Origin of the sequence: Shewanella ulleungensis (assembly GCF_014648315.1) — a bacterium.
Taxonomy (GTDB): Bacteria; Pseudomonadota; Gammaproteobacteria; order Enterobacterales; family Shewanellaceae; genus Shewanella; species Shewanella ulleungensis.
The window spans coordinates 24,568-50,195 of sequence record NZ_BMQW01000001.1 but is presented as its reverse complement, the minus strand read 5'-3'; the positions used below and the strand labels follow the sequence as shown (position 1 = coordinate 50,195).

Annotated in this window: 20 protein-coding genes; 11 read left to right on the top strand and 9 right to left on the bottom strand. The window is 41.6% G+C overall.

Features of this window, described 5'->3' with window-relative positions:
- Nucleotide 1 precedes the first annotated feature (1 nt).
- Nucleotides 2-3,526, top strand: a complete 3,525-nt coding sequence (mfd, locus tag IEY40_RS00240; protein ID WP_188952244.1) for a transcription-repair coupling factor — start codon at nt 2-4, stop codon at nt 3,524-3,526.
- Nucleotides 3,526-4,521 (top strand): peptidoglycan binding protein CsiV, encoded by a 996-nt coding sequence (locus IEY40_RS00235; protein WP_188952243.1) that lies wholly within the window; start codon nt 3,526-3,528, stop codon nt 4,519-4,521. Before mfd ends, IEY40_RS00235 begins: the two co-directional genes overlap by 1 nt.
- Before the next feature lie 95 nt (nt 4,522-4,616).
- Here IEY40_RS00235 and nagZ read toward each other — a convergent pair whose 3' ends face one another.
- Nucleotides 4,617-5,627, bottom strand: a complete 1,011-nt coding sequence (gene nagZ, locus IEY40_RS00230) for a beta-N-acetylhexosaminidase (RefSeq protein ID WP_188952242.1) — start codon at nt 5,625-5,627, stop codon at nt 4,617-4,619.
- 220 nt (nt 5,628-5,847) lie between these two features.
- Here nagZ and IEY40_RS00225 point away from each other — a divergent pair, with 220 nt between their 5' ends.
- Nucleotides 5,848-7,224 (top strand): L-serine ammonia-lyase, encoded by a 1,377-nt coding sequence (locus IEY40_RS00225; RefSeq protein WP_188952240.1) that lies wholly within the window; start codon nt 5,848-5,850, stop codon nt 7,222-7,224.
- A 75-nt stretch (nt 7,225-7,299) separates the two neighbouring features.
- On the opposite strand, the gene IEY40_RS00220 is transcribed toward IEY40_RS00225, so the two are convergent.
- A complete protein-coding gene (locus tag IEY40_RS00220) occupies nt 7,300-8,889 on the bottom strand; it encodes a methyl-accepting chemotaxis protein (RefSeq protein WP_188952238.1) in 1,590 nt (529 codons plus the stop codon).
- 554 nt (nt 8,890-9,443) lie between these two features.
- Here IEY40_RS00220 and IEY40_RS00215 point away from each other — a divergent pair.
- The 3 genes from IEY40_RS00215 to asnB all read left to right on the top strand — a co-directional run bounded on the left by IEY40_RS00215 (nt 9,444) and on the right by asnB (nt 14,305).
- Nucleotides 9,444-10,190 carry an HAD-IIA family hydrolase gene (locus tag IEY40_RS00215; protein ID WP_188952236.1) on the top strand — a complete coding sequence of 249 codons (747 nt, stop codon included), beginning with the start codon at nt 9,444-9,446 and terminating at the stop codon, nt 10,188-10,190.
- A gap of 126 nt (nt 10,191-10,316) precedes the next feature.
- The gene (locus IEY40_RS00210; protein ID WP_188952234.1) at nt 10,317-11,969 is read left to right on the top strand and encodes a M28 family metallopeptidase; all 1,653 of its coding nucleotides are present in this window, start codon (nt 10,317-10,319) and stop codon (nt 11,967-11,969) included.
- Nucleotides 11,970-12,640: 671 nt separating this feature from the next.
- Entirely contained in the window at nt 12,641-14,305 is a 1,665-nt protein-coding gene (asnB, locus tag IEY40_RS00205; RefSeq protein WP_188952233.1) for an asparagine synthase B, read from the top strand.
- 155 nt (nt 14,306-14,460) lie between these two features.
- On the opposite strand, the gene IEY40_RS00200 is transcribed toward asnB, so the two are convergent.
- On the bottom strand, nt 14,461-15,219 hold the full coding sequence (locus IEY40_RS00200) for a TerC family protein (protein WP_188740810.1): 759 nt from the start codon (nt 15,217-15,219) through the stop codon (nt 14,461-14,463).
- Nucleotides 15,220-15,443: 224 nt separating this feature from the next.
- On the opposite strand from IEY40_RS00200, the gene IEY40_RS00195 reads away from it, so the two are divergent.
- On the top strand, nt 15,444-15,947 hold the full coding sequence (locus tag IEY40_RS00195; RefSeq protein ID WP_188952231.1) for a GNAT family N-acetyltransferase: 504 nt from the start codon (nt 15,444-15,446) through the stop codon (nt 15,945-15,947).
- Nucleotides 15,948-15,971: 24 nt separating this feature from the next.
- Here IEY40_RS00195 and IEY40_RS00190 read toward each other — a convergent pair whose 3' ends face one another.
- The 4 genes from IEY40_RS00190 to IEY40_RS00175 all read right to left on the bottom strand — a co-directional run bounded on the left by IEY40_RS00190 (nt 15,972) and on the right by IEY40_RS00175 (nt 17,840).
- The gene (locus tag IEY40_RS00190) at nt 15,972-16,175 is read right to left on the bottom strand and encodes a DUF1289 domain-containing protein (RefSeq protein WP_428848131.1); all 204 of its coding nucleotides are present in this window, start codon (nt 16,173-16,175) and stop codon (nt 15,972-15,974) included.
- On the bottom strand, nt 16,150-16,500 hold the full coding sequence (locus IEY40_RS00185) for a VOC family protein (protein WP_188952227.1): 351 nt from the start codon (nt 16,498-16,500) through the stop codon (nt 16,150-16,152). The genes IEY40_RS00190 and IEY40_RS00185 overlap by 26 nt, the downstream gene beginning before the upstream one ends.
- Before the next feature lie 96 nt (nt 16,501-16,596).
- A complete protein-coding gene (locus tag IEY40_RS00180) occupies nt 16,597-17,295 on the bottom strand; it encodes a DUF445 domain-containing protein (RefSeq protein WP_188952225.1) in 699 nt (232 codons plus the stop codon).
- Between the two features lie 161 nt (nt 17,296-17,456).
- On the bottom strand, nt 17,457-17,840 hold the full coding sequence (locus tag IEY40_RS00175; RefSeq protein WP_188952223.1) for a GNAT family N-acetyltransferase: 384 nt from the start codon (nt 17,838-17,840) through the stop codon (nt 17,457-17,459).
- 338 nt (nt 17,841-18,178) lie between these two features.
- Here IEY40_RS00175 and IEY40_RS00170 point away from each other — a divergent pair, with 338 nt between their 5' ends.
- The 4 genes from IEY40_RS00170 (at nt 18,179) to IEY40_RS00155 (ending at nt 22,854) form a co-directional block, all read left to right on the top strand.
- Nucleotides 18,179-21,346, top strand: coding sequence for a DUF748 domain-containing protein (locus IEY40_RS00170; protein WP_188952221.1), 3,168 nt, complete (start codon nt 18,179-18,181; stop codon nt 21,344-21,346).
- A gap of 107 nt (nt 21,347-21,453) precedes the next feature.
- The gene (locus tag IEY40_RS00165) at nt 21,454-21,810 is read left to right on the top strand and encodes a glutaredoxin family protein (protein WP_188952219.1); all 357 of its coding nucleotides are present in this window, start codon (nt 21,454-21,456) and stop codon (nt 21,808-21,810) included.
- Between the two features lie 162 nt (nt 21,811-21,972).
- Nucleotides 21,973-22,422 (top strand): hypothetical protein, encoded by a 450-nt coding sequence (locus IEY40_RS00160; protein WP_188952217.1) that lies wholly within the window; start codon nt 21,973-21,975, stop codon nt 22,420-22,422.
- A gap of 204 nt (nt 22,423-22,626) precedes the next feature.
- The gene (locus IEY40_RS00155; RefSeq protein ID WP_188952215.1) at nt 22,627-22,854 is read left to right on the top strand and encodes a DUF2986 domain-containing protein; all 228 of its coding nucleotides are present in this window, start codon (nt 22,627-22,629) and stop codon (nt 22,852-22,854) included.
- A 281-nt stretch (nt 22,855-23,135) separates the two neighbouring features.
- On the opposite strand, the gene IEY40_RS00150 is transcribed toward IEY40_RS00155, so the two are convergent.
- The gene (locus IEY40_RS00150) at nt 23,136-24,620 is read right to left on the bottom strand and encodes an MATE family efflux transporter (protein ID WP_188952213.1); all 1,485 of its coding nucleotides are present in this window, start codon (nt 24,618-24,620) and stop codon (nt 23,136-23,138) included.
- 71 nt (nt 24,621-24,691) lie between these two features.
- On the bottom strand, nt 24,692-25,522 hold the full coding sequence (locus tag IEY40_RS00145) for an ion transporter (protein WP_188952211.1): 831 nt from the start codon (nt 25,520-25,522) through the stop codon (nt 24,692-24,694).
- Nucleotides 25,523-25,628 lie beyond the last annotated feature (106 nt).

The window sequence follows — 25,628 nt, the reverse complement described above, 5'->3', positions numbered from 1 at the left end:
AATGAAACAATTTAGTGTACTCACGCCGCCGAGTGTAAAAAAAGGCCAACAAATACAAACTTTGGCAACTTTAGGTGGGGTATCTCAAGCCATCACCTTAGCCAAGTTAATTCAGCAACAACCTGGTACTAGCATTATTGTGACTCACGACACGCCAAGTGCATTGTCGCTTGAAGTCGAGATCAGTTATTTATTGCACAACAGCAATATAAACGTGTGCTTATTTCCAGACCGCGAAACCTTGCCTTATGACAATTTCTCTCCGCATCAGGATTTGATATCACAGCGACTCGAAACGCTCGCCAATATCAGTCAAAGTCAGCATAACGTTGTCATTGTGCCAGTGAACACCTTAATGGTACGTCTGCCACCTAAATCATTTATGACCGCCAATGTCATGGTGCTCAATAAAGGCGACATTTATAGCTTACAACAAGCAAGACAGCACCTTACCGACACGGGTTATCACTTAGTTGAACAAGTTTATGAGCATGGTGAGTTTGCCATTCGCGGTTCAATTATCGATATTTTCCCTACAGGCTCGCGCCAACCACTGCGTATTGAGCTGTTTGATGATGAAGTCGAATCGATCCGCTTTTTTGATGTCGACACACAACGTTCAGGCATGGCACGTGATGCCATCCGCATGTTACCAGCAAAAGAGTTTCCTACCGACAGCAATGCTATTGAAGGCTTTAGACAGCGCTACCGTCGCCGCTTTGAAGTAATATCAAAAGAGGCTGAATCAGTTTATCAATTAGTTAGCCGTAATTTGATGCCGGCTGGCATTGAAAACTACTTACCGCTGTTTTTTGATGAAACCGCTACACTATTTGACTATCTACCTAACGATAGCCAATTAATTACCCTTGGCGATATCGACAAGGCCAGTAAAAATCATTTACATGAAGTGGCAGTGCGTTATGAAGACAGGCGCATTGATCCATTAAGGCCGCTACTGGCACCGCAAGAATTGTATTTGTTGCATGACGAATTATTTGCCGCTTTTAAGCCGCTAACCCGCACACAAATAATTCAACAACATCATGTCAACGACACCGACAACGCTGGGCAGCCGTTAGCCCAAATTGAGTTACCCACTCATGCACTCGTCGCCAACGTTGAAAAACTGCCCGACATTAATGCCAATCACAAGCTCAAGCAGCCACTGATAGCCCTGCAAGAATACAGCGCTCAACACACACAATTATTGTTTAGTGCCGAATCAGAAGGTCGCCGTGAAGCCTTGCTTGAACTGTTTGCCAAAATAGGGATTAAACCTAAACAATTTGATCACTTAAATGACTATCTCGCAGCCAAAGATGCCATAGGCTTAATGGTGTCGCCGCTTAGCCGTGGTTGTGTCTTAACCGACACGCCAAAGGGTGTAGTGAGCATTATTTGTGAAACGGAACTATTTGGTCAGCGAATTTCACAGCAACGTCGTCGTGAAAAACAAAAACAAGTCAGTTCAGATGTATTGGTTAAAAACTTAGCTGAGTTAAAAGTTGGCCAACCTATTGTGCATTTAGAGCACGGTGTAGCACTTTATCAGGGGCTAGAAACACTTGATACCGGAGGCTTAGTTGCCGAATACTTAAAGCTAGAATATTCAGGTGGCGATAAACTCTATGTGCCAGTGTCTTCGCTGCACTTGATTAGCCGCTTTAATGCCAGTGGCGATGGTGACGCTCACCTTAATAAACTCGGCAATGAAACCTGGGCCAAAGCGAAGCGCAAAGCGATTGAACGTATTCGAGACGTTGCGGCAGAGTTATTAGATGTCTACGCCCGCCGTCAAGCTCGCCCAGGCGAAGCCATGACCATTGATGAGCAAGAATATGCTCAATTCAGCCAAGGCTTTCCATTTGAAGAAACCGTCGACCAAGAAACAGCAATTCATGCCGTATTAGAAGACTTGCAAGCCCCGCGGGCAATGGATCGTTTAGTGTGTGGAGACGTTGGTTTTGGTAAGACAGAAGTCGCCATGCGAGCGGCTTTTGTTGCCGTAAATTCTGGTAAGCAAGTTATCGTATTGGTGCCGACTACCCTACTTGCTCAACAACACTACGAAAACTTTAAAGACCGTTTTGCCGACTGGCCAATTGTCATTGAAGTGATGTCTCGCTTTAGAACCACCAAAGAGCAAAAAAGCGTCGTTGAACAACTGTCTGAAGGTAAAGTCGATATTGTTATTGGCACTCATAAGTTATTATCAGCAGAGGCCGACTTTAACAATTTAGGCTTATTGATTATCGATGAAGAGCATCGTTTTGGTGTACGTCAAAAAGAAAAGATTAAAGCATTGCGTGCCAATGTGGATATTTTAACCTTAACGGCCACGCCGATTCCGCGAACACTCAACATGGCCATGTCTGGCATGCGTGATTTATCGATTATCGCCACACCACCCGCTAAACGTTTAGCAGTAAAAACCTTTGTGCGCGAATACGACAAAGCCACAGTGCGCGAAGCCATCTTGCGTGAAATTCTCCGTGGTGGCCAAGTGTACTACCTACACAACAATGTCGAAACCATCGAAAAAACCGCACAAAATATTCGAGATTTATTACCTGAAGCTCGCGTTGTTACTGCTCACGGTCAAATGCGCGAACGCGATCTTGAAAAAGTCATGTCGGACTTTTATCACCAACGTTTTAACGTGTTGGTATGTACTACCATCATCGAAACCGGTATCGACGTACCAAGTGCTAACACCATTATTATCGACCGTGCCGATATGTTTGGTTTAGCCCAGTTACACCAGTTACGTGGCCGTGTTGGCCGCTCGCATCATCAAGCATATGCTTACATGATGACACCGCATCCAAAGAGAATGACACCCGATGCGCGTAAACGCCTTGAAGCTATTGATGCATTAGAAGATCTTGGCGCGGGCTTTATGCTCGCCACCCAAGATTTAGAAATTCGCGGCGCAGGTGAATTACTCGGTGATGAGCAAAGCGGTCATATTTCTAAAATTGGTTTTAGCTTGTACATGGAAATGCTCGAGTCTGCGGTAAAAGCCTTAAAAGAAGGTAAAGAGCCATCTCTTGCCTATATGATGAGTGCCAAAGCGGAAATTGATCTACGCATACCCGCATTGCTGCCTGAAGATTATGTTAGTGACGTCAATATGCGCTTGTCACTTTATAAACGTATCGCCAATTGCGAAAACGACAATATGCTTGATGAACTTAAAGTCGAATTTATTGACCGTTTTGGCATGTTACCAGACCCAACACGTAATTTAATGGCCATTACCTTGTTTAAACATCAAGCAACCTCGCTTGGAATCGTGAAAATTGAAATGCATGCTAAAGGCGGTAGCGTTGAATTTGGCCAGGAAAACTGCGTCGATCCGATGTTTATTATTGGTTTGTTGCAAAACCAGCCACAAATCTATCGAATGGACGGGCCAAATAAGTTAAAGTTCATCATTCCTGCTGAAACAAGCAAAGAGCGTCTTGAATTAGTCAACACCTTGCTTGAACAGTTCGCCAAACATCAAACTGGAGACAAATAGTGCTTCGTAAATTTGCGATATCTATCGCCGCTATCACAGCGCTATCCCACAGCTTTTCAGCCCATGCAGAATCATGGTTTGAAGTTGAAGTATTTGTATTTGAACGCCAACATCCGTCAGTTGAAAAATGGCTCGATGCATCACCCCCAAAATTAGCCAATAACACAGTCGATATTATCACTCCGGTGATCAGTACCGACATTACAGGGGTTGCAGTGGGGCTCAATGGCTGTTCATCTACAGACTGGGCCAGTGACACCAGCAACTGTAACGACCCAAAAGTCAGTAATAATATTGCGACTCATCCAAGCCAGGTTCCCTTTAATATTGGTGCAAACAGTCCGCAATCGGCTTACCTAGGTCAAGGACCGCTACTACTCGCGCAAAGCCAAGGACAATTTAGCGATATTATCCGCACCATTAGCCGCGAGCCCTATGTTAAAGGCTTAGTGCACTTAACATGGCAGCAAAATATGCAGTCCCGTCGTGCAGCAAAACCTGTGCGTATTTTTGGTGGCAAAGATTTCTCTAAAACCTTTGATTACCATGGGTTAAGCGTTAATAAACCTGCTGATACCAGTAATAGTGTACCTGTGGGAGAATACAGTGCATTAGGTGGGTTTTATGATGCACCGAAAATTAGCCCAGTATGGGAACTCGATGGCTCAATTAATATCTACTTAAGCCATTACTTGTATATCGAAAATAATTTGGCGTTGCGTAAACCAACCCAAAAAATGATTGAATCAACCCCAGCTGCATTTAATGAATACGCAGCATTAGATATTGATGGAAAAAAACAATTAGCCCCTTATCTGCAAAGTATTCCATTGATCCAAAACCGCCGAGTAAAAAGTGGCGAGTTACATTACTTTGACCACCCTCAATTGGGTATCGTGATGCAAATTCGTAAAATGGCGCAACCAACTAACGTGAAACCAATTGATTTAACAGGTTATAAACCACAAGCAGAGCCAATGCCTTACGCGGGTTAATATATTCAGTAATGACACACAAAAAAACCGGATCACTGAATCCGGTTTTTTATTGCATACTCGCTCTTTACTGCACGCTAATAAACGCAAACCCCTTAACCGTTAATGTGACTCACTAATTGCTGCGCGGCTTCAATGCGGGCTTGTTGCTCTAAAGCTTGGCACACTTGTTCAGATTTACCTTTGAGCGCTAATGCGGTGTGCAATGGCTCATCTGCTGGCCAAACAAAATCGCTCAATAATGAGTTAACGCCTGTTGGGTCGTTACATACTAAAATCATGTCACAACCTGCATCTAAAGCCGCTTTTGCTCGGCCAAGATAATCGCCTGCAAAACTGGCGCCCTTCATGCCTAAATCGTCAGAAAATATGACCCCATCAAACGCCAATTGCTGACGTAATACCGTTTGTAACCAGTATGCAGAAAACCCAGCAGGATTAGGGTCAATTGCCGAATACACTACGTGCGCGGGCATCACACCTTGCAACTGTTTTTGGCCAATGAGTTGCTTAAATGGCACCATATCAAATGCATCAACCACGTCTTTAGTGCGAGGGTCTACCGGCATTGCGATGTGCGAATCAGCAGCAACACTGCCGTGTCCAGGGAAATGCTTACCCACTGCCGCCATACCCGCTTCGTTCATGCCGATAATAAACTGCTCGGCTAATGCACTGACTTGTGCGGGATCAGGACTAAAACTGCGCTTACCAATCACTTCACTTATACCATTTACATCTAAAACAGGTGCAAAGCTTAAATCAATATCGCAGGCCAGCAGCTCAATAGCCATTAAAAATCCGCACTCTTTCGCCCATTGTTTTGCTAATGTTAAGTCCATGTTCGCAGCAGGTAAAATATCACCCATTGCAGGAATTAAACTAAAACCATCGCGAAAACGTTGTACCCTGCCACCTTCATGGTCAACGGCAATTAATAATTCTGGCCGAATACGGCGAACCTGCTTAACCAACTCAATTAACTGGTTTTTATTTTCAAAATTACGTGTAAATAAAATTATCCCACCTACTTTTGGGTGTTGTAACTGCTCAGTTTCCAGATTTGATACTGTTAAACCGGCTAAATCCATCATTAAATAGCTCAAACTGTTCCCCTAATCCCATCGTTAGCATCGAAAAATTGCGATTATTGTGCATGATAAGACAAGCTAATGTGAAAATTATGCATAAAAAAATCTAATGAACTGTCATTCATCAAACTGTGGGATACTCTGCCAACAAAAGAGATAAACCGCCAAGATGATATAAGGCGATTATACTCATTAATAATGAAAACAATAAACGACTCAGCAAGGGTTACACAAAATGATTAGCGTATTTGACATGTTCAAAATTGGTATTGGTCCTTCAAGCTCACATACCGTGGGCCCAATGAAGGCTGGTAAAATTTTTATTCAACATGTTGCAGACAATAATTTATTGGATCAAACCGATGAATTACAAGCAGAATTATTTGGTTCATTAGGCCAAACAGGAAAAGGTCATGGTACCGGTAAAGCGGTCATTTTAGGTTTAATGGGTGAAGACCCAGAAACCGTTGACACCGATGGGATTGACGCCATTTTAGACGTGGTTTCAACCACTCAAAAATTAACTCTCGCCGATGGCCGTTTAGTTAAATTTACTCGTGATGATGGTATTACTTACCACAGACGTAAAACCTTACCTGCACATGCCAATGCCATGACGTTATACGCACTGTCAAAAGGCGAATGCATTTATAAGCGCACTTATTATTCTGTGGGCGGCGGTTTTATTCTTGATGAAGACGAAATTACCCAACGAAATGCATCACCAGCCACCCCAATTGAACAAGCCCCCTACGACTTCAATAGTGCATTACAGTTATTACAACTGTGTTGTGATAACGGTTTAAGCATTTCATCGTTAATGATGTCTAACGAATTGAGCATCGCCAGCGAAGAAGATATTAAACAAGGCTTGTGGAAAATTTGGCAAACCATGAAAAACTGCGTAGAGCGCGGTTATCAAAAAGAAGGTATTTTGCCTGGCGGCTTAAAGCTTCGTCGCCGTGCGCCGGCACTTTATCGCCGCTTAAAAGCCGAAGGCCGTAATAACACCGATCCGTTAACCGCAATGGATTGGGTCGATTTATTTGCCTTGTCTGTTAACGAGCAAAATGCTGCGGGCGATCGCGTCGTCACAGCACCAACAAACGGTGCTGCAGGGATTATTCCTGCCGTATTGTGTTACTACGATATGTTTGTCCAAGAAGTCGACATAGATGTATGCAGCCGTTACTTACTCACCGCTGCAGCGATTGGTATTTTATATAAGAAAAATGCTTCTATCTCGGGTGCCGAAGTCGGTTGTCAGGGTGAAGTTGGCGTAGCTTGTTCAATGGCGGCTGGAGCATTAACCGAAATTATGGGCGGCACAGTTGAACACGTTGAAAACGCAGCTGAAATTGGCATGGAACATAACCTTGGATTAACCTGCGATCCGGTTGGCGGCCTCGTACAGGTTCCGTGTATTGAACGTAATGCGATGGGCGCGGTGAAAGCCATTAATGCTTCACGCATGGCACTTCGTGGAGATGGAAACCACAAGGTGTCGTTAGACAAGGTCATCAAAACCATGATGGACACTGGCAAAGACATGCGCAGCAAATACAAGGAAACCGCCAAAGGTGGTTTGGCCGTTAATATCGTTGAATGTTAATACCAAGTCATCGATATTAATCCAATAAAAAATGCCTGTTAGTGATAACAGGCATTTTTGTTTTAGGTATGCAAATTAATCCGTTTTAAATTGAGCAATTTGTCCCCGTAATTGCTGTGACAATCCATCAACTTGTATGCTGGCACTGTAAGATTGCTGCGCGTTCAATGCCGTTAATCCAGCTTCGTCACTGATATTGACAATATTACGATTAATCTCATCGGTCACAGCGGTTTGTTCTTCTGCAGCTGTTGCAATTTGAGTTGCCATATTCGATATTGTGGCAACCGATTGAGTGATTTTACTGAGCGCCTCACCCGCTTGTGCAGCTTGTTCTGTGCTTTTAAATGCTTGCTGGCGACTTGCGTCCATAACCGTCACAGCATCTTTAACACCATTTTGTAATTGGCCAATCATTTGTTGAATTTGATTAGTCGAATCTTGAGTACGCTTGGATAACGTTCGAACCTCATCCGCCACAACCGCAAAGCCGCGACCATGTTCACCCGCGCGGGCAGCTTCTATTGCTGCGTTTAGAGCTAATAAATTTGTTTGGTCAGAAATACTGCGGATTACCTCTAATATAGTGCCAATATTATCGGTATCTTTTTCAAGCTGATGCAATGCCGTTGCAGCGTGCTCAACACCCTTGGCTAACTCCTCAATTGAGGTAATGGTAAGCTGGACCACTTTATCGCCCTGCACCGCTTGAGTATCTGAGTCTTTAGCCGCTTGCGCCGCTAATTCAGCATTGTTAGCCACTTCAATCACTGTGGCTTGCATTTGATTCATTGCTGTAGCCACTTGTTCTGTTTCACTTTGTAGACGCTGCATTCCGCCTAAGGTTTCATTGCTTGACGAGGTTAATTGCACACTCGCAGCGCCTAATTGCTGGCTGTTATCATTAAAATCAATAATTAACTCGCGTATTTGGCGTACAAACAAGTTAAAGCTACGCGCGACTTTAGCAATTTCAGTATTACCAAAATCATCAAGTTTGACCGTTAAATCTTTCGCACCCGAGGCGATATTACGCATCGAATCATCTAATATTCTCAATGGATTAACAATCTTGCGGTAGAGCATCAATAAAATAATGGTCAGAAACACACCTAGGCCGATATTTCCCCACAATTGTACGCTCGCGGCAGATTCTGTTGCTAACAAGGTCTCTTCAACTGCGGCATCAAACTTGCCATCAATTTCAGCTGCTAGTAAATCTAAATCATCAGCAAGGTTAGATGACACTTCATCAAAACCACCCGCACCTTTCATAAGGTGATTACCGGCCTCAGTACCTTGAGTCAAATAAGCATCAGCCATGTTAACGCCAGAGGCATGCAAATCATTTACTTTGCGTTTAATCTCTTGCGCTCTTTGACCGACATCTGGCGCAACAGCAATCAATAAATCAAGGTTTTCTAGCGCACTATTTAGGCTGTCTAATGCTTCAGCTTTGGCTTCGTCGCTTTTGGTAGCGCCAACATCGGTTAAAAACTGTTGAATTTGCACTACAAAATAACGCGTGTCTTTAAGTGCGAAAATAGCATTAACCTGTGCTTCTTCGTTCTTTACGCCTTCATAAATATGGGATTGTTGAATATTACTGACCGAAATCAAAATCACTAAAGCCAATAAGGACAGAGTAATTGTAATTTGGAGCATTTTTTTTATCGATAAATCAAACATCGTTTAGGCACCATTATAAGTAAGATTCTTTTTATAGAATAACGCTCGGTATCTTAACTGTCATTGAGCACGATCCATTTATATGCGCTATATCTTATTTGCAAAAATAATGAATCGAAAAGACAGTCAAAAATCCTTAAAACTTATAATCCCTCACAAATTTATAACATCATCATACTTTAGCCTGATCAACATAGAAATGGGATTTGAGTAATTTGTGTTATTTTTAGATTGAAATACTCTTTGAATTTTTCGTGAATACGATTAAGGAGGCTGACTCTGATGAAATATGTAATCTGACGAAAATTAGTTTAGGCTGCAAGACTACAAGACAAACCTCAAAGGCATTAGCACAATACAGTTTGGAGATAACATAACCACAATATTGTTTTTTATTTCATCGAACATCCTCCACTTGCAACAAATATATACTTATTTTAACGCCTTTATTTTTTGTATTTAATCGTTGTTTTCTGCATTGAATTAGCATTAGATGTAAGCAGGTTGTATTTGAAGGAAGAAATGAAACAATGAAAAATATTATATGTGACATCGATGGTGTATTACTGCACGACAATAAGTTGATTCCAGGTAGTGATAAATTTATTCACCGCATCTTAGAGCAAGGTAATCCGCTGGTTATTCTCACCAATTATCCTGTACAAACTGGTAAAGATTTACAAAACCGTCTGGGCGCGGCGGGCATTAATGTGCCAGAAACCTGTTTTTATACTTCGGCCATGGCAACGGCTGATTTTCTTAAGCACCAAACCGGCACCAAAGCCTATGTGATTGGTGAAGGCGCCCTCACCCACGAGCTATACAATGCAGGGTTTACAATTACCGACATTAATCCAGACTTTGTGATTGTGGGCGAAACTCGTTCATATAATTGGGATATGATCCATAAAGCATCACGCTTTGTTGCCGGAGGTGCCCGCTTTATTGCCACCAACCCTGATACCCACGGCCCAGCATTTAGCCCAGCATGTGGTGCATTATGTGCTGCCATCGAACGAATTACAGGCAAAATGCCATTTTACGTGGGTAAACCAAGTTCATGGATTATTCGCTCTGCACTTAACCACATTCAAGGCCATTCTGAAAACACCATAATTATTGGTGACAATATGCGCACCGATATTTTAGCGGGCTTTCAAGCCGGTCTTGAAACCATTTTAGTCACCAGTGGCGTCAGCCAAATGAGCGACATAGATAAAGAGCCATTTAGACCAAACCATGTGTTCGCTTGTGCCGGTGACATTGACGTGGTGTAAGGCCACACATTTAACGATTACATTTACATTAGGTAACACATTATCAAGCCAGAGCCCTTGTCATAGCGCGCTGGCTTGATTCATTATGCTGCTCCGAAAATATAAAAATGATAATCAGGATAGAGCATGAAACGATTGTTTCCTTTTTGCGCTGTAGCGCTGCTCAGTGCATGTAATGGTGGTGAGTCAACCACAGCACCACAAGATACTTCCACAAAAATAACTCAAATGAGCTTTGACGAGCAACGTTTTAGAACCGATATAAAAACCTTATCATCAGACAAATTTGAAGGCCGCGCACCCACCACCCTCGGCGAAAAACTCACTCTCGACTATCTGTCTGCCGCGTTTACCGACATGGGCCTTATCGGCGCGAATAATGGCAGCTATTTACAACCTGTGCCTATGGTCAGCTACACGCCCAGCGAGCAACAACAGGTTAATTTAGCGGGTATTGAGATGCAATATCGCCAAAATATTGTGCTGGGGAGTCGCCACGATAATCAACAAGTGAGTATTAAGGATGCACCATTGGTGTTTGTTGGTTACGGCATCAACGCACCTGAATATGATTGGAACGATTATCAAGACATCGATATGCAAGGTAAAATAGCCATTATCTTGGTTAATGATCCAGGCTTTGCACACCCTAATGATAAGAAGTTTAATGGCAATGCCATGACGTATTACGGTCGCTGGAGCTATAAATTTGAAGAAGCTAGCCGCCAAGGTGCGCTCGGCGCGATTATTATTCACGACACCAAACCGGCATCTTACCCTTGGTCTGTGGTTGAAAACAGCTGGACTGGTGCGCAACAAGATTTAGTGCTTAACAAAGCAGAACAAGACAAACGAGTACAAGTTGAAGGCTGGATAACCTTAGACAGTGCCCAGCAGTTATTTAATAAAGCGGGTTTGTCGTTAAGCTCATTAATGGACCGCGCAGCAGACAGTGCATTAAACGTCGATTTAGCCCAAAACGCCTCCATCGAATTTACTAATAAAGCCGAATATGCCGACAGCTATAATGTCGTGGCCACGTTACCTGGTACAAGCCAAGTGAATGAACATATCTTATTTACCGCACATTGGGATCATATTGGTACCGATGACAGTAAAGAGGGCGACAAAATCTACAATGGCGCCCTAGATAATGCCTCGGGCACCGCTGGGATATTAGAAATAGCGCGTCAATTTTCCCAGCAAGCTAAAGCGGGTAATGGCCTTAAACGATCGTTAACTTTTATTGCCACAACAGGTGAAGAGCAAGGCTTACTCGGTTCACGCTACTACGCGGCCAATCCACTTTATCCAATCGATAAAACAGTCGCTGTATTCAATCTCGACAGCACCAATGTGTATGGAAAAACTAAAGATTACACTATTGTTGGCAAAGGCCAATCTGAATTGGAAGAGTATCTAGATAAGGCTGCTGCGAGTCAACATCGTGTTACAACAGGCGAGAGTAACCCTGCTTCTGGCGGCTTTTTTCGTTCAGATCATTTCAGCTTTGCCAGGTTAGGTGTCCCTGCCGTATTTGCCGGTGGCGGCGCGCAGCCACTTGATGAAGCGACAGCGCAGTACAAAGCCGCAATGAGCGAACAAATGAAAGGGTGTTATCACAACGTATGCGATCATTACCGTGCAGATTGGGATTTATCTGGTGCATTGCAAGATCTGGGCGTGTATTACCAAGCGGCTCATGCATTAGGGAACAATCAAGATTGGCCAGGCTATTATACTGGCTCTGAGTTTCATCTACTTCGCCCGGCAGACTAACACTACCGCGGTATCCTTATTCCTTCCCACCCAAGGATTTGCCCATTAATTTTTGATGGGCTTTTTTCAATTATATAGCCTTACTTAACTAGAACCCTGTATTAGAAATATATTGATAATTTTTAAAATCAATATGTTAACTTCAATACACTTTCAAGCTTGTAATTGGTTTTACTAACAAAGCGAATTAACGCGCCAATAGTAGCCTATTGCAGTTAATTCAATGCTGTTAGAAAGACAAAGGGCTGTATGGAAAGCTTATGTTATCCAAAGTTAAGTTTGCTTACCTTATGCCCTAATGTGTTAAATGAGCGCACAAAATAAGTGCATCGTTAGTTTAACGCTTAGCAATTTCTACTTCTCGAGCCCCTAAAATGGCCTGATTGCTCAAATAAACAACAAACGCACTTGTTCAGTGCAACTAAGCATTAATTGAGTTTGAATTGATAAATCATGAATATTTTGACGATATTTGCAATATAATTACAGATCTAACAACGAAAACCAGCTTTTATTAAATAACACACAATTAAAACTCAATCATAAAGAGATAAAATCATTAAAAACACCATATTTATGATGTTATCTCAAAAAACTTACTTGGCTATTAACAAAAATGCTGGCAAAGTAGCAAACAGATAAAGATTAGCCAACGCTGCTGGAGCCGTATTATGTGTTCAATATTTTCAATTTTAGATATCAAAACTGATGCAAGCCAACTACGTCAAGTTGCTTTAGAAATGTCAAAATTACTGCGTCATCGCGGTCCAGACTGGTCTGGTATTTATGCTGACGACAAAGCAATTTTAGCCCATGAACGTCTTGCCATTGTTGACGTAGACCACGGCGCACAGCCACTCATCAGCCTCGACGGCAACCTTGTATTAGCGGTTAACGGAGAAATCTACAACCATAAGCAGCTTAAAGCGCAGTTAGGTGACAAATACCAATATCAAACTAACTCAGATTGCGAAGTGATCTTATCGCTTTATCAAGAGTACGGCTGTGACTTTTTAGACAAACTCAACGGCATCTTTGCCTTTGTGTTATACGACAAAGCTAAAGGCACTTACCTAATTGGCCGTGATCATATTGGTATTATCCCGCTATACACAGGTTTTGACTCATCAGGTAACTTTTATGTTGCCTCAGAAATGAAAGCACTGATGCCAGTGTGTAAAACCGTAGCAGAGTTTTTACCTGGTCAGTACCTCTACTCAGCAGATGGTAAACCAACTCACTACTACCAGCGCGATTGGAAAGACTTTGACGCAGTTAAAGACAACCCAGCCAGTGTAGAAGAATTACGTGATGCACTTGAAGCCGCAGTTAAACGTCAGCTAATGTCAGATGTACCTTACGGCGTATTATTGTCTGGCGGATTAGACTCATCTGTGGTGTCAGCTATTACCCAAACATTTGCTAAACACCGCATCGAAAACGATGGCGAAACGGGCGCATGGTGGCCACAACTTCACTCATTTGCAGTGGGTTTAGCTGAATCACCAGATTTAGTTGCCGCACAAAAAGTAGCTGATGCCATTGGCACCATTCATCACCCGATTGTGTACACCTTCCAAGAAGGCTTAGATGCGATTAAAGAAGTGATTTATCACTTAGAAACTTATGATGTCACCACCATTCGTGCTGCTACGCCAATGTATTTAATGGCTCGTAAAATTAAAGCTATGGGCATTAAAATGGTGTTATCTGGCGAGGGTGCAGACGAACTATTTGGCGGTTACTTGTACTTCCATAAGGCTCCAAACGCTCAAGCATTCCACGAAGAACTGGTGCGTAAACTAGACAAACTACATTTATTTGACTGCTTACGTGCTAACAAAGCCATGGCAGCATGGGGACTTGAAGCCCGCGTACCTTTCTTAGATAAAGAGTTTATTGACGTGGCAATGCGTGTAAACCCAGAAGCTAAGATGTCAAAAGATGGACGTATCGAAAAACACATTTTACGCCAGGCATTTGAACATAAATTACCGAAAGAAGTGGTATGGCGTCAAAAAGAGCAATTCAGTGATGGTGTGGGTTACTCATGGATTGATGGCTTAAAAGCTCACGCAGCTGCCAACGTAGATGACGTGCAGTTTGCTAACGCTAAATTCCGTTTCCCATATAACACACCAGAGTCAAAAGAAGCCTACTTCTACCGCAGCTTCTTTGAAGAGTTCTTCCCACTAACCAGTGCAGCTGAAACCGTACCAGGTGGCAAAACAGTGGCCTGCTCTACTCCAGAAGCGCTATTGTGGGATGCAAGCTTACAAGGCATTAACGACCCATCGGGCCGTGCCGTTAAAAACGTACATGCCAGCGCGTATTAATTGCTACTGATTTGAAATAACAAAAACTGCTACAATCATCATCAAGATAATCTGTAGCAGTTTTTAACTCTATGCGTGTTTATCGTTCGTGATCAAATAATCGACAAAGATAAATACGCTCTAAACAAACACTTCAATAAAGAAAATAACTAAAATCAATCAACCTCTTTATCGTTCATCTTTTTATTCAATATGATAGTGCCTGAATCTTTACTCTTTTTAAGTTTGATATTAATAAGCTCAACAACGAGTGAAAAGGCCATTGCAAAATAAATGTACCCTTTAGGCACATGAAAATCTAAGCCCTCTGCAACCAGTGTAAAACCAATCATCAATAAAAAAGATAAGGCAAGCATTTTGATGGTTGGATTACTGTCAACAAAATCACTGATAGGTTTAGATGCAAATAACATCACAATCACCGAAATAATGATTGCGATAATCATGATAGAAATATTACTCACTAACCCTACCGCAGTAATCACAGAGTCCAAAGAAAACACAATATCGAGTACAGCAATTTGGATCAGCACAGAGTAAAACCCAACAGAGACAATATCTCGCTGGCTATCTTCAGGAACTTCAAAACTACTGTGGATTTCATGAGTTGACTTAGCCAGCAAAAATAGACCGCCAAAAATCAAAATCAAATCTCTTCCAGAAATAGCTTGCTCTAAGATTGTAAAAATAGGTTCAACCAACCCCATTATCCAGTATAAGCTCAATAGCAATGCCAATCTTGCAAACATGGCTAAGCCTATACCAATTTTTCTCGCTTTATCTCTTTCAGAAACAGGTAATTTTGATACCACTATCGAGATAAAAATAATGTTATCGATACCTAATACAATCTCTAATCCTATGAGGGTGATTAACGCAACCCATGCTTGTGGATCTGCAATCCATTCGAACATATAAACCTCAATAAAAATGGCCAGTTAAAGACGCGAAGACTTTATCCTAACCCATGAAATCTCACAATAGAGCAAGATTGATTTATTTTTCAGTCCAAAACGAATACTTGCGTTGTGGATTAGATTAATATTTACCAAAATAGTTAAAGACACCTGTAGCACCAATCAAAAATATAACGTAATAATCACTATTATTCATTAACACTCAATGGCTATAAAACTCAATGAAAAACATAAGCATATTTAATTTAGAAATGACGTCACCAACACAGTTAATGCCTAAAAATACACATCAACGCTTGTCACTCGTCAAGGTTAATATAAAACAATTCCAATTTAACCGTTTTCTATACCAGTTTGTGGGCGCTGCATGGCAATGGACCGACAAATTGAGCTGGTCAGACAGCCAATGGCAAGCCTACAGCGAAGCAGACAATTTACATTTGTATGTGGCTTATTTAGAGGGGGCTCCAGCTGGCTATTTTGAATTACAACAGCAAGAGGGCGGTAACGTTGAGATAATGTATTTTGGCCTTGGTGAGCGTTTTATTGGTCAAGGCTTTGGCGGCTATTTATTAACTCAAGCCATCGAACAAGCATGGGCATTGCCTAACACTTGCCGCGTTTGGGTGCATACTTGCTCGCTAGATCACCCAAGTGCACTTCACAATTATCAAGCTCGTGGGTTTACTCTGTTTAGAACCGATGTTGAACCGCAAGCAGATTAAGCAATACAAGAGTGAAGCAATAAATTAACGATTTTTACCTGTAATAGCGCGTTGCTGCATGATCTCTAGCAACGCGCTTTTTTGTTGATCGTTCATAGAATGCCATCCTAAGATTTCATCTAACGACCGATGGCAACCTAAGCACACATCATTATTGTCTAGGCAGCAATGCCGAACACATGGCATTTCAACTGTTGAGCGATTATTCTGACCATACGGCATATTCATTACCATTTATGTCGGTGAAGTGAAAACGCTTACCACCCGGGAAACTAAAAATATCACGGCTGATAGCACCGCCGGCTTGCGTAATTGCAGTTTGTGTGGCCAGTAAATCTTGACTGTAGAGCACAATTAATGGGCAGCCTGTTGCTAAAGTAAACTGACTAGGAGACTGATAAAAACCGCCGTCTATGCCCACTTGTAAAAAGCAACTGTAATCAGGACCGTAGTCCTGAAACTGCCATCCAAATACTTGCGAAAAAAACACTTTAGTCGCCAACAGATCTTTTACAGGTATTTCTAAATAATTAATCTTGTTGTGCTGACTCATATTTGCCTCTGATATTGGTATTAAACACTATGGCTACTAGATGGTAAGCATAAAGCGAGTCGATAAATGGGTAGAGTCAATGCTTTATGGTTCGTCTTATTGCATAAATGCAGCTACTGCACCAATAATGCCACCAAACACGCCGCCCCACACCACCAACCAACCTAGGTGCGTTTTTATCATATCCTGTACAATCTGCTTAACTAATTCTGGAGTTAACTCGTTTAAGCGTTGCTCTACAATATTAGCGACCTTAGCTTGCATATCGGCCATGACACTCGGTTGCTCAAGCTCATTAACTAAAATAGCGTTAAATTGATCACTTTGCGCTAATTCGACTAAAGATTGTTTCATTTTCTCAATAAAAGGCTCTTTTAATGGGATAAGCGCTTCAGTGCCGCCAAACATGGCTAGCATGCCACCAAATGAGGACTTCTCAATCGTATCAACCAGCGCATCAAAAGACGGTGCTAAATCAATTTTTTCAATAACGGGAGTTAAATCAATATTACTGGCACTGCTGCTCGTTAAAAAACGATCGATGTTTTCTTGGGTAAAAAATTGTTGCATCATTAAATGTTGAATACCGGCTTTAAACTCCTCAAAACGTGATGGCACGACTCCTGAGCCATATAACCCTGGAACTTTTTCAAACAGCATATGGATCGCTAACCAGTTAGTGATTGCACCAGATAAAGCAAATAAGCCTATGGTTAATAGGATTTGCTGATCTAAGCCATAACCGACCAATACAAAAATGGCGGCTATTAAATTTGTCGCTACGCTCTTGTTCAATCTCTGTTCCTTAACATTATCTCGTCCAAGTTATTGGCATGCACCTTAAGTGTAAAACCAAAAAGAGGACACAAAAAAACCTCGGTCATTTTATCAGAAAATGGAACCGAGGTTTATAGCTTGTTGTCAGTGTCAGTTAATAAACTGCAAGGTAATAACGCTTAGGCAGTACATTGCAGTTTTTCAGAACGTTGCTCATCACGATTTATCAATAACACTCCAGTGCTCTGCGCCAACTGTTCAGCCTTTAAATACATGAGTTCAATGACATCTTGTTGTTGATATTCCGCTAACACAAACACGTCTTCTAAATACCAAACGGGTGCTAGTAATAAAGATGAAAATGATGGATATAACTGCGTAAATCCCACCATGTTATCGTCTTTGATGCACACAAAAATCATGGTGTCGTTTTCAGCAAGGCGATGCTTTAAAAAGGCATGACAAGCTGCATAATCCTTGGGTTGGTTTAATTTTTGTCTATACAAATCAAATAAGGTGCTCAGTGGTTCTAAATCGATGCTCGAAGCAAGACGAATTTGCATTTTTCATCCTTGAAAGTAGTCATCACAGCGGGATTAATCGCTATTGATTAAGTGAATGAGTCACTGTGCTACGCGCCGTTAACAACCTGCTGGTTTATGCGCAAACAGACAATGAATTTTATTATGAACAAAGCACTGGTTTACTTAGCGAACAAAATATCGCCGCAACATGAATATAAAATCTATTAATTACATAAACTTAATTTATATACTTAACAATTTAGCATCAATAAAGATCAAAGTAAATTAATCTGTTTCTACTGTAAAATAATCCCTAGTAAGGAATTTTATTTGTTACTATGATTAACTGTGACCCTGCATTTATCAAGAAATCTCCTATGACATCCTTTTTTGCTCAACTCCGCACAGGTTTTAAACGCCGCCCTCGCTATCAAAAATGGCTATTTTGGCTCGTAAGCTTGTATCTATTCTTTTGTGCCATTTTAGGCGGGTTAATCCCTGCGGTCGCTAAACAACAACTGCCACAGCAATTAAGCGACATATTAGGCCGTCAGGTGACATTACAAAATATTGAAATCAATCCGTTTACTACAGAGTTAAAGGTCACAGGTTTTGCTATTAACGAACAAAAACAAGACTCTCAGTTTGTTAGTTTTGAGCGTTTATATGCCAACTTACAAGTGTGGCAATCTATTCGGTTAATGGGATTGGTACTCGAAGATGTAGTGCTTGAGCAACCTAAAATCCAAGTGAGCCGCAGTCAAAACAGCCAACAACATGATGTGTTTAACTTTACCGACATTATTGAACGTATTGCCAGTAATAGCAGCACGCAACAAGCAGAGCAACAACCTCAATCAGCAGAAATGTTGTCGATGCGTATGGCTAACATTCAACTTATTGACGGAACATTCACACTAAACGACAAAGTTACCGACACAAAAATAAGCTACCCGAATATCCAGCTAAAACTAAGCCACTTTGACAGCATCATGGCTGCTATTGATGATCAACAAAACCTGGTTAATCAATTTAATATCGCCATTGAAGATCAATTCAAAGGAGCATTAAGCCTGCAAGGACAATTGCAACTCACACCGCTCATGCTCCAAGGAAATATTAACGTCGCCAAAATCGATTTATCGCGTTACTGGTCTTTTATCGACCAACTGTTTGCCATCAATTTAGCCCAAGGCCAACTCAGCGTAAATGGACACTTTCGTGTTGCACTTCAAAATGCCGAACTCGAGCCAATAAGCGACATTAACATTACTAAAGCACGTGTGGTAATTGAAAACGTAAAAGCGGTGCACCAACAAGATGAAAAAATCTCGATTGGTGTTCTTGCATTAAATAACATCAGTGTTGATACGCCAAAACAACAGGTCACCATAGATGAATTTTACAGTGAAAAGGGTAAAATCAACCTCAATATTACTCCAACAGGTGCAGACTTAGTTGCCTTATTGCTTCCTAAAAATTCCGCGTTAGCTGTGAGTAATAACGATACAACCTCTGCGACTAACCCCGCAGAGATTGAAGCTACAGCTATTGCAACCGCAACGACTGAAACCACAAATACAGTTACGACTATTGAATCTACCGATACTGCGGCTCAAAGCCAACCATGGCTCGTCACACTCAACAAATTCAAGCTAGAGCAATTTCAAGTTACATTAGGCGAAGGCATCGCTAGCGACAACATCATCATTTGGCAACTGGGTCCAATTAATGTCAGTACAGGCAAAGTCATATCAGACTTCTCCAGTCCTATAGATTATCAATTCTCAACTGTGATTAACGAGCAGAGCCAGTTGAGCTCCAATGGTCAAATCGATGTATTGGCACAAAGTATTCTTGCTGACATCGATTTTAGCAACATGATGTTGACACGCTTGCAGCCTTACATCGCTCCTTATATTAATGTCACGTTAGAAGATGGAGTATTTTCAACTCAAGGAACACTGACTGCAGACGCTAAGGACACCTTAACTTATCAAGGTAGTGCCAAAATTGAACAGCTCGACATTAAAGATAATGTGCTTAAACAGCCTTTATTAAATTGGGACACCATGGCGATAAATCAGCTGTCTTATGATCGTAAACAAGCCAAAATTGATATAGATGAGATTAACTTCGATGCCCTTTTCGCGCGTTTAATTATTTCTGCTGACCGCAGCACTAACATTAGCCAACTGATGTATAACAATGACTCAGCCCCAGCTGACTCGACAGTAAACAAGACATCGACTGAACCTGAGTTAATTGCTAATAACTTAAGTGACAGCGTCGCGGATCCCTCTTTAGTTACCGCAACCAACACGCCTGAAATGCAACTAAACATTAATAAAATTGGCGTTAAAGACAGCTCTGCCTTTTTTGCGGATAACTCGTTAACCCCTAATTTTGCATCGGGCATCGAAATGCTAAATGGCGAAATCACTAATTTATCATCTAACCCGCAAACAACAGCATCAGTCGATTTAGCCGGTAAAATTGATAAATATGCACCAGTGACGTTAAAAGGAGATGTCAATCCTCTTCTAGAACAACCGTATTTGGACTTAAACCTCAACTTCAAAAAAGTAGAGCTCACATCAGTTAATCCGTACTCGGGCACTTATGCAGGTTATTACATAGACAAAGGTCAACTGTCGCTTGATTTAAACTATAAACTCAAAAACAACGTGCTTGTTGGCAGCAATCATTTGGTTATAGACCAGCTCAAACTGGGTAAACGCAGTAATAGCGACTTAGCAACCAGCTTACCGATTAGCTTGGCAGTAGCATTGCTGCAAGACCGTCACGGAGTAATTGATTTAGGGGTCGATGTGTCTGGCGACATTAACTCACCCAGCTTTAGCTTTGGCAGCATTATTATTAATGCCATAGGTAACCTAATCACCAAAGCGGTGACTTCACCATTCTCATTCATTGCAGGACTGGTTGGCAATGAAGAAGCCATAGATAAAGTCGGCTTTGATTATGGTGTCAGCACCGTTGAGCACCAACAACAAATCACTCTAGACAAACTCGCAAGCGCCTTAATAGAAAGACCGTTATTAAATCTTAATATTAAGGGGAGTGTTGATGTTGCGAACGATAAACCGGCACTGGCAGAACTCAAACTTCATAAAAAATTGGCCAAAACGGCTGCCATCAAACTGCGTGCGCTGCCTAAGCATTTATCGGCAAGTCAGTTCCCAGTATCAGGCCCGCTAACGGATGCACTTTATGCACTAGTAGAAAAGGACTTAGGACAACTGCCAGACGACATCAAACAAACATTGCTAGCAGAAGCCCCAGAGCTTAGCTCACAAGAACTTACTACCCGCTGGCATATTGCACTTTATAATATGTTAAAAAACAATCAAGAAGTCAGCATGGATGATTTAGGTTTGCTCGCTCAAGCACGCGCAAGAGCTGTTAAAGCTTATTTAGTTGAACAAGGCCAAATCGATGCGGGTAAGGTATTTGTACTCGAAAGCCGTATAAACACCAACCAGACTGCTTCAATGGCGTTATTAGAACTACAAGCTAAATAAGCTGAGCTTGTTATCTGCGCTTAAGTTGGAGTAGACTGCGGATAATTTAATTAAGGCCACGCCACAACAAAGAGGTGGTCTTCACATAATGATACTTGAGGATAGATATGTTTATTGTTCGCTGGATTTTAGGTCGAATTATTTTATTATTAAATTTTGTATTTTCACCTAAAAAACGTCAACGCCCGCAAGAGCAACAAGCCATTATCGACCAACAAACTCAGTCATTGGCGCTTTATCAATATGCTGCTTGCCCATTTTGTGTGAAAGTACGCCGCGAAATGCGTCGTCAAAATTTAAACATCAACATTGTTGATGCTAAGCAAGAACAAAACAAAGCCTTGCTCACCGCAGAAGGTGGGAAGTTGCAAGTTCCTTGTTTACGTATTGAACAAGACGGGCAAACACAATGGTTGTACGAATCTAAAGCCATTACGAGCTATTTAAACGAACGCTTTGCTTAGTTCCATTACGCATTGATAATAAGCCGCACTTGTTGCGGCTTATTTATTGCTACTCAAAAGTGTAAACAATATCTTTAAGTTAATTTACCTTGCTGTGGGCTATCATCCGTCCAACCGCTTAGGTTATGATTTACACCATTATTTTGCTTTAGGGGTTTATCTGTGTTTAAAAATAGTCTGCTGATATGTAGCGTGGTGTTATTGAGTGCATGCAGTTCGAGCCCACCTGACCCAATGGATTTTGCCGGACAATTTCGCGACACTTTTAGTACCCAAATAAAAGGTGACGGTATTAAGCTATTCACCTATAAAGCGAAACTGGCCACGGTTACAGATCGCCCATTGCCTAATGATCAGCCTCATGACCAACGCATAAACCGTCGTAAACAGGACATTCAAAGTTATTTAATTGAACAACGCAATGCAGAAGCACGACTCGAACTGTGGCATCAACAAGTTGATTTGGGCCTACAAAAAACCATCGAAATGAGCGGTTACTGCAAAGCGAGCTTTGTAGAACTCAGTCGTTATGTGGAACCCGATCGTGCAGAAGTTCGCGGTGAGTGTAACGACGGTGCAACCGAAGAAGACATTAAAAAGTTCGGCCGTTAATGTCTGAGCAGCTGTTCACTTGAACGGCTCTTTGTTCTGCTTGTTATAAACTACTGTATCCAGCGCGGCAATTGAGCTAGAATTAGCCTCCAATTTTCTCGTGAAGTCGCCGACGGCCGTTAGACCAGCGTCTCCACGTATTGATAAGCCATTTATCTTCTGAAATGATATGAATAGTTTGTCGTTTACACAGTAAGAAGTCAGATGAATAGAAAGCAAGAGATGATCAAAAAGTTGGCCAAACGCGCTAAAGCGCGTGCAAACAAAGTTGTGCCATCGAATCCAAGTAACAAGCCTGTTGACCGTTACATTTCTAAAGCCGAACGTGAAAAAATCGCGTTAGCAGAAGCGGCGGAACAAGTCGCAGCCACGAGTGAAACAACTGAGTCAACCGTTGTTGACACTACAGCAGAAGAACCTGACAACAAATAACTCATTAGCAGCGTAAATGCTAAAGACTAAAAAGCCCTTATTAAATGCAATAAGGGCTTTTTTAATGGTTAATAAACTAGATTATCTCATTCCTTATACCGAAGAGATCATTGTAGGCTATTGGTCATGGCCCAATAATCACATCAAGGTAGTGGGGCTTCGAATAGGAAATCATTGAGCCTGCAGCTTAATTCCATTCCAAACTGATGTGTTTTATGGATGCAAAAAATTGTCAGAAATTGACGCTGCTATCAGTTCATATTTTTAGCGAAATAGTATTATCACTTGCGGGTCTCTTGCTCAGCTAATTGTTTGCATAAAGGTTCTTCGTCTAACTGAGCCATCTGAGTTCGTCCTGGCATAGGTGAAGGTGCGGCAACCATATCAATGTTGATTGCATCATCTTCCAATAGCTGCTTATTGGCCCCCGCTGACACTAAACCTTGTTGACTGATTTTATCAACTAATCGATAAGCACATACAATACCGATAATGCCAAATATAATCGCGCCAATCACCTGCCCAATTAAGACGCCATACACCCCGCCCCATTGCGCACCGAAATACACAAAAGGAATGGTACCAATCGTAGCCTTTCCAACATTAAATAACGTTGAATACTTGGCTTTACCTAAGTTATTAAATGAGGCGTTGGCGATAAATAATATCCCCGAAAAGATAAAGAATACAGCAATATACTGACAGAAAAACACAATCAATTCAGCAGCATCCCCTTTCATGTCAAAACTACTTACAATCACATCTTTTAGTAAAAATAATAACAACGACATCGCCAATACATACACTACACAAAATTGGATGGCCTTGGTTAAACTTAACCTCACTCGCTCAAACTCATTTGCACCGAAGTTTTGCCCCACAATAGGCCCTACTGCACCCGATAAAGCAAAAATCATCCCAAAGCTAACCGGAATCAATCGGCCAACCACAGCCCAGCCAGCAACATAACTGTCACCAAAATCCGCAATAGCTCGAGTAACCACGGCATTACCGATAGGCGTTGCCACATTCGTTAACATTGCTGGTGCAGCAATAGCAAAAATAACGCCTAAGTCTTGTTTAAATTCAAGCAATGAGAATCGACCAAGCAATTTATGTTTAACCACAACACCACGGGCTGAAATAATAAATACCGCAATACGCGCCAATACCGATGCAGCGGCAGCTCCTTCTATACCCATAGACAATGTAAAAATAAAGATAGGATCGAGAACCGCATTTACGCCACCACCTGCGAGTGTCGACATCATCGATAATTTAGCATCGCCCACGGCACGTAACGCACCGCCTAACGCCATGGCCAAACAAATAAATGGTAACGAAGGTACCAAAATTGTTAAATAGCTTTCAGCCAGTTCAGCGGTTCGTCCTGTTGCACCCACTAATGCCAGTAACTCTGGAATAAAAATGTACACAACAATGGCCACCAGCACACTGGTGATTAACGTTACTATTGCACTGTTTAAAAACAGCCTTTTAGCTAATTCAATGTTTTTTGCGCCCACCGCTTTAGACACCAATGCCCCTAGTGCAATCGATAATCCAATCCCAATAGAGGTGGTGAAGAATGAGATAGTACTGGCATAGCCCGCTGCAGCTGCAAGTTCTATTTCGCCTAATAAGCTTAAAAAGAAAATATCAAGTAAATCAACAACGAATAACGCCGAAATGCCGACCGCCGCGGTTGAACTCATCACCAATATGTGACGTAAAATAGGTCCTTCGACAAACTTAGCAGTGGTCATGCGTATCCTTGAATAAACTCACCTAGATACACTCAGCTAGGTGATATAAAGCGGTTAATCGTTAACTAACATTAGAGTTTTTCTAACTCGCTACCACAGTGGTTACAATAATCAGCATCATTATCATGACCTTTTTTGCCACAATTACTGCACTTGCGTAAATCACGGGTCCTCACCATCTCATGAGAAATTTCTGCGGTTAAAATTCCGGTTGGTATCGCAATAATCGAATAACCTATCAACATCGTTAATGCCGCTATGCCCTGGCCTAACGGAGTTTGAGGTGTAATGTCGCCATACCCTACAGTGGTAATCGTCACTACGGTCCAGTACATGGATTTAGGGATCGAGGTAAAACCATTATTCGGCCCTTCGACCACATACATAATCACACTGAGCACCATGATGATTAGGCTAACCGAAAAGAAAAACATAAACACTTTACGGCTCGACTGCACCATGGCTTTTAATAACAGGTGACCATCACTTAAATAGCGCAATAGTTTTAGCACTCTAAATACCCGGAATAAACGCAATACTCGTAGCGCTAAGGCCACGTTTGCCCCCGGGAAAATCAAGCCTAAATAACTGGGTAAAATTGACACTAAATCGACTACGCCAAAAAAACTTCGAGCGTAATGCAATCGATTAAGTGAACAGTATAATCGTAATATGTACTCAACGGTAAACAATACCGTAAAGCTCCATTCAGCGATACTAATTAGCTGACCATATTGCTCATTAATGTGCTCAATAGTGTCAATAAAGATCAACACCACACTCAGCACAATGCATATCATCAAAATGATATCGAAGCGTTTACCCTCTGGTGTTTCTGTACCAAAAATAATATTTCGGAGTTTTTGTTTTAGCGGACTGTCGGACTTTTCTTCGGCATTCATTTCAGGTTTCGCTATATTAGGCAATCTTTTAGACGAACTTGCAAAAAACTTGCAAATAAACTCGGTTAACTAATATCAATTAACCCTTGATGTCGTTAAAATCTAA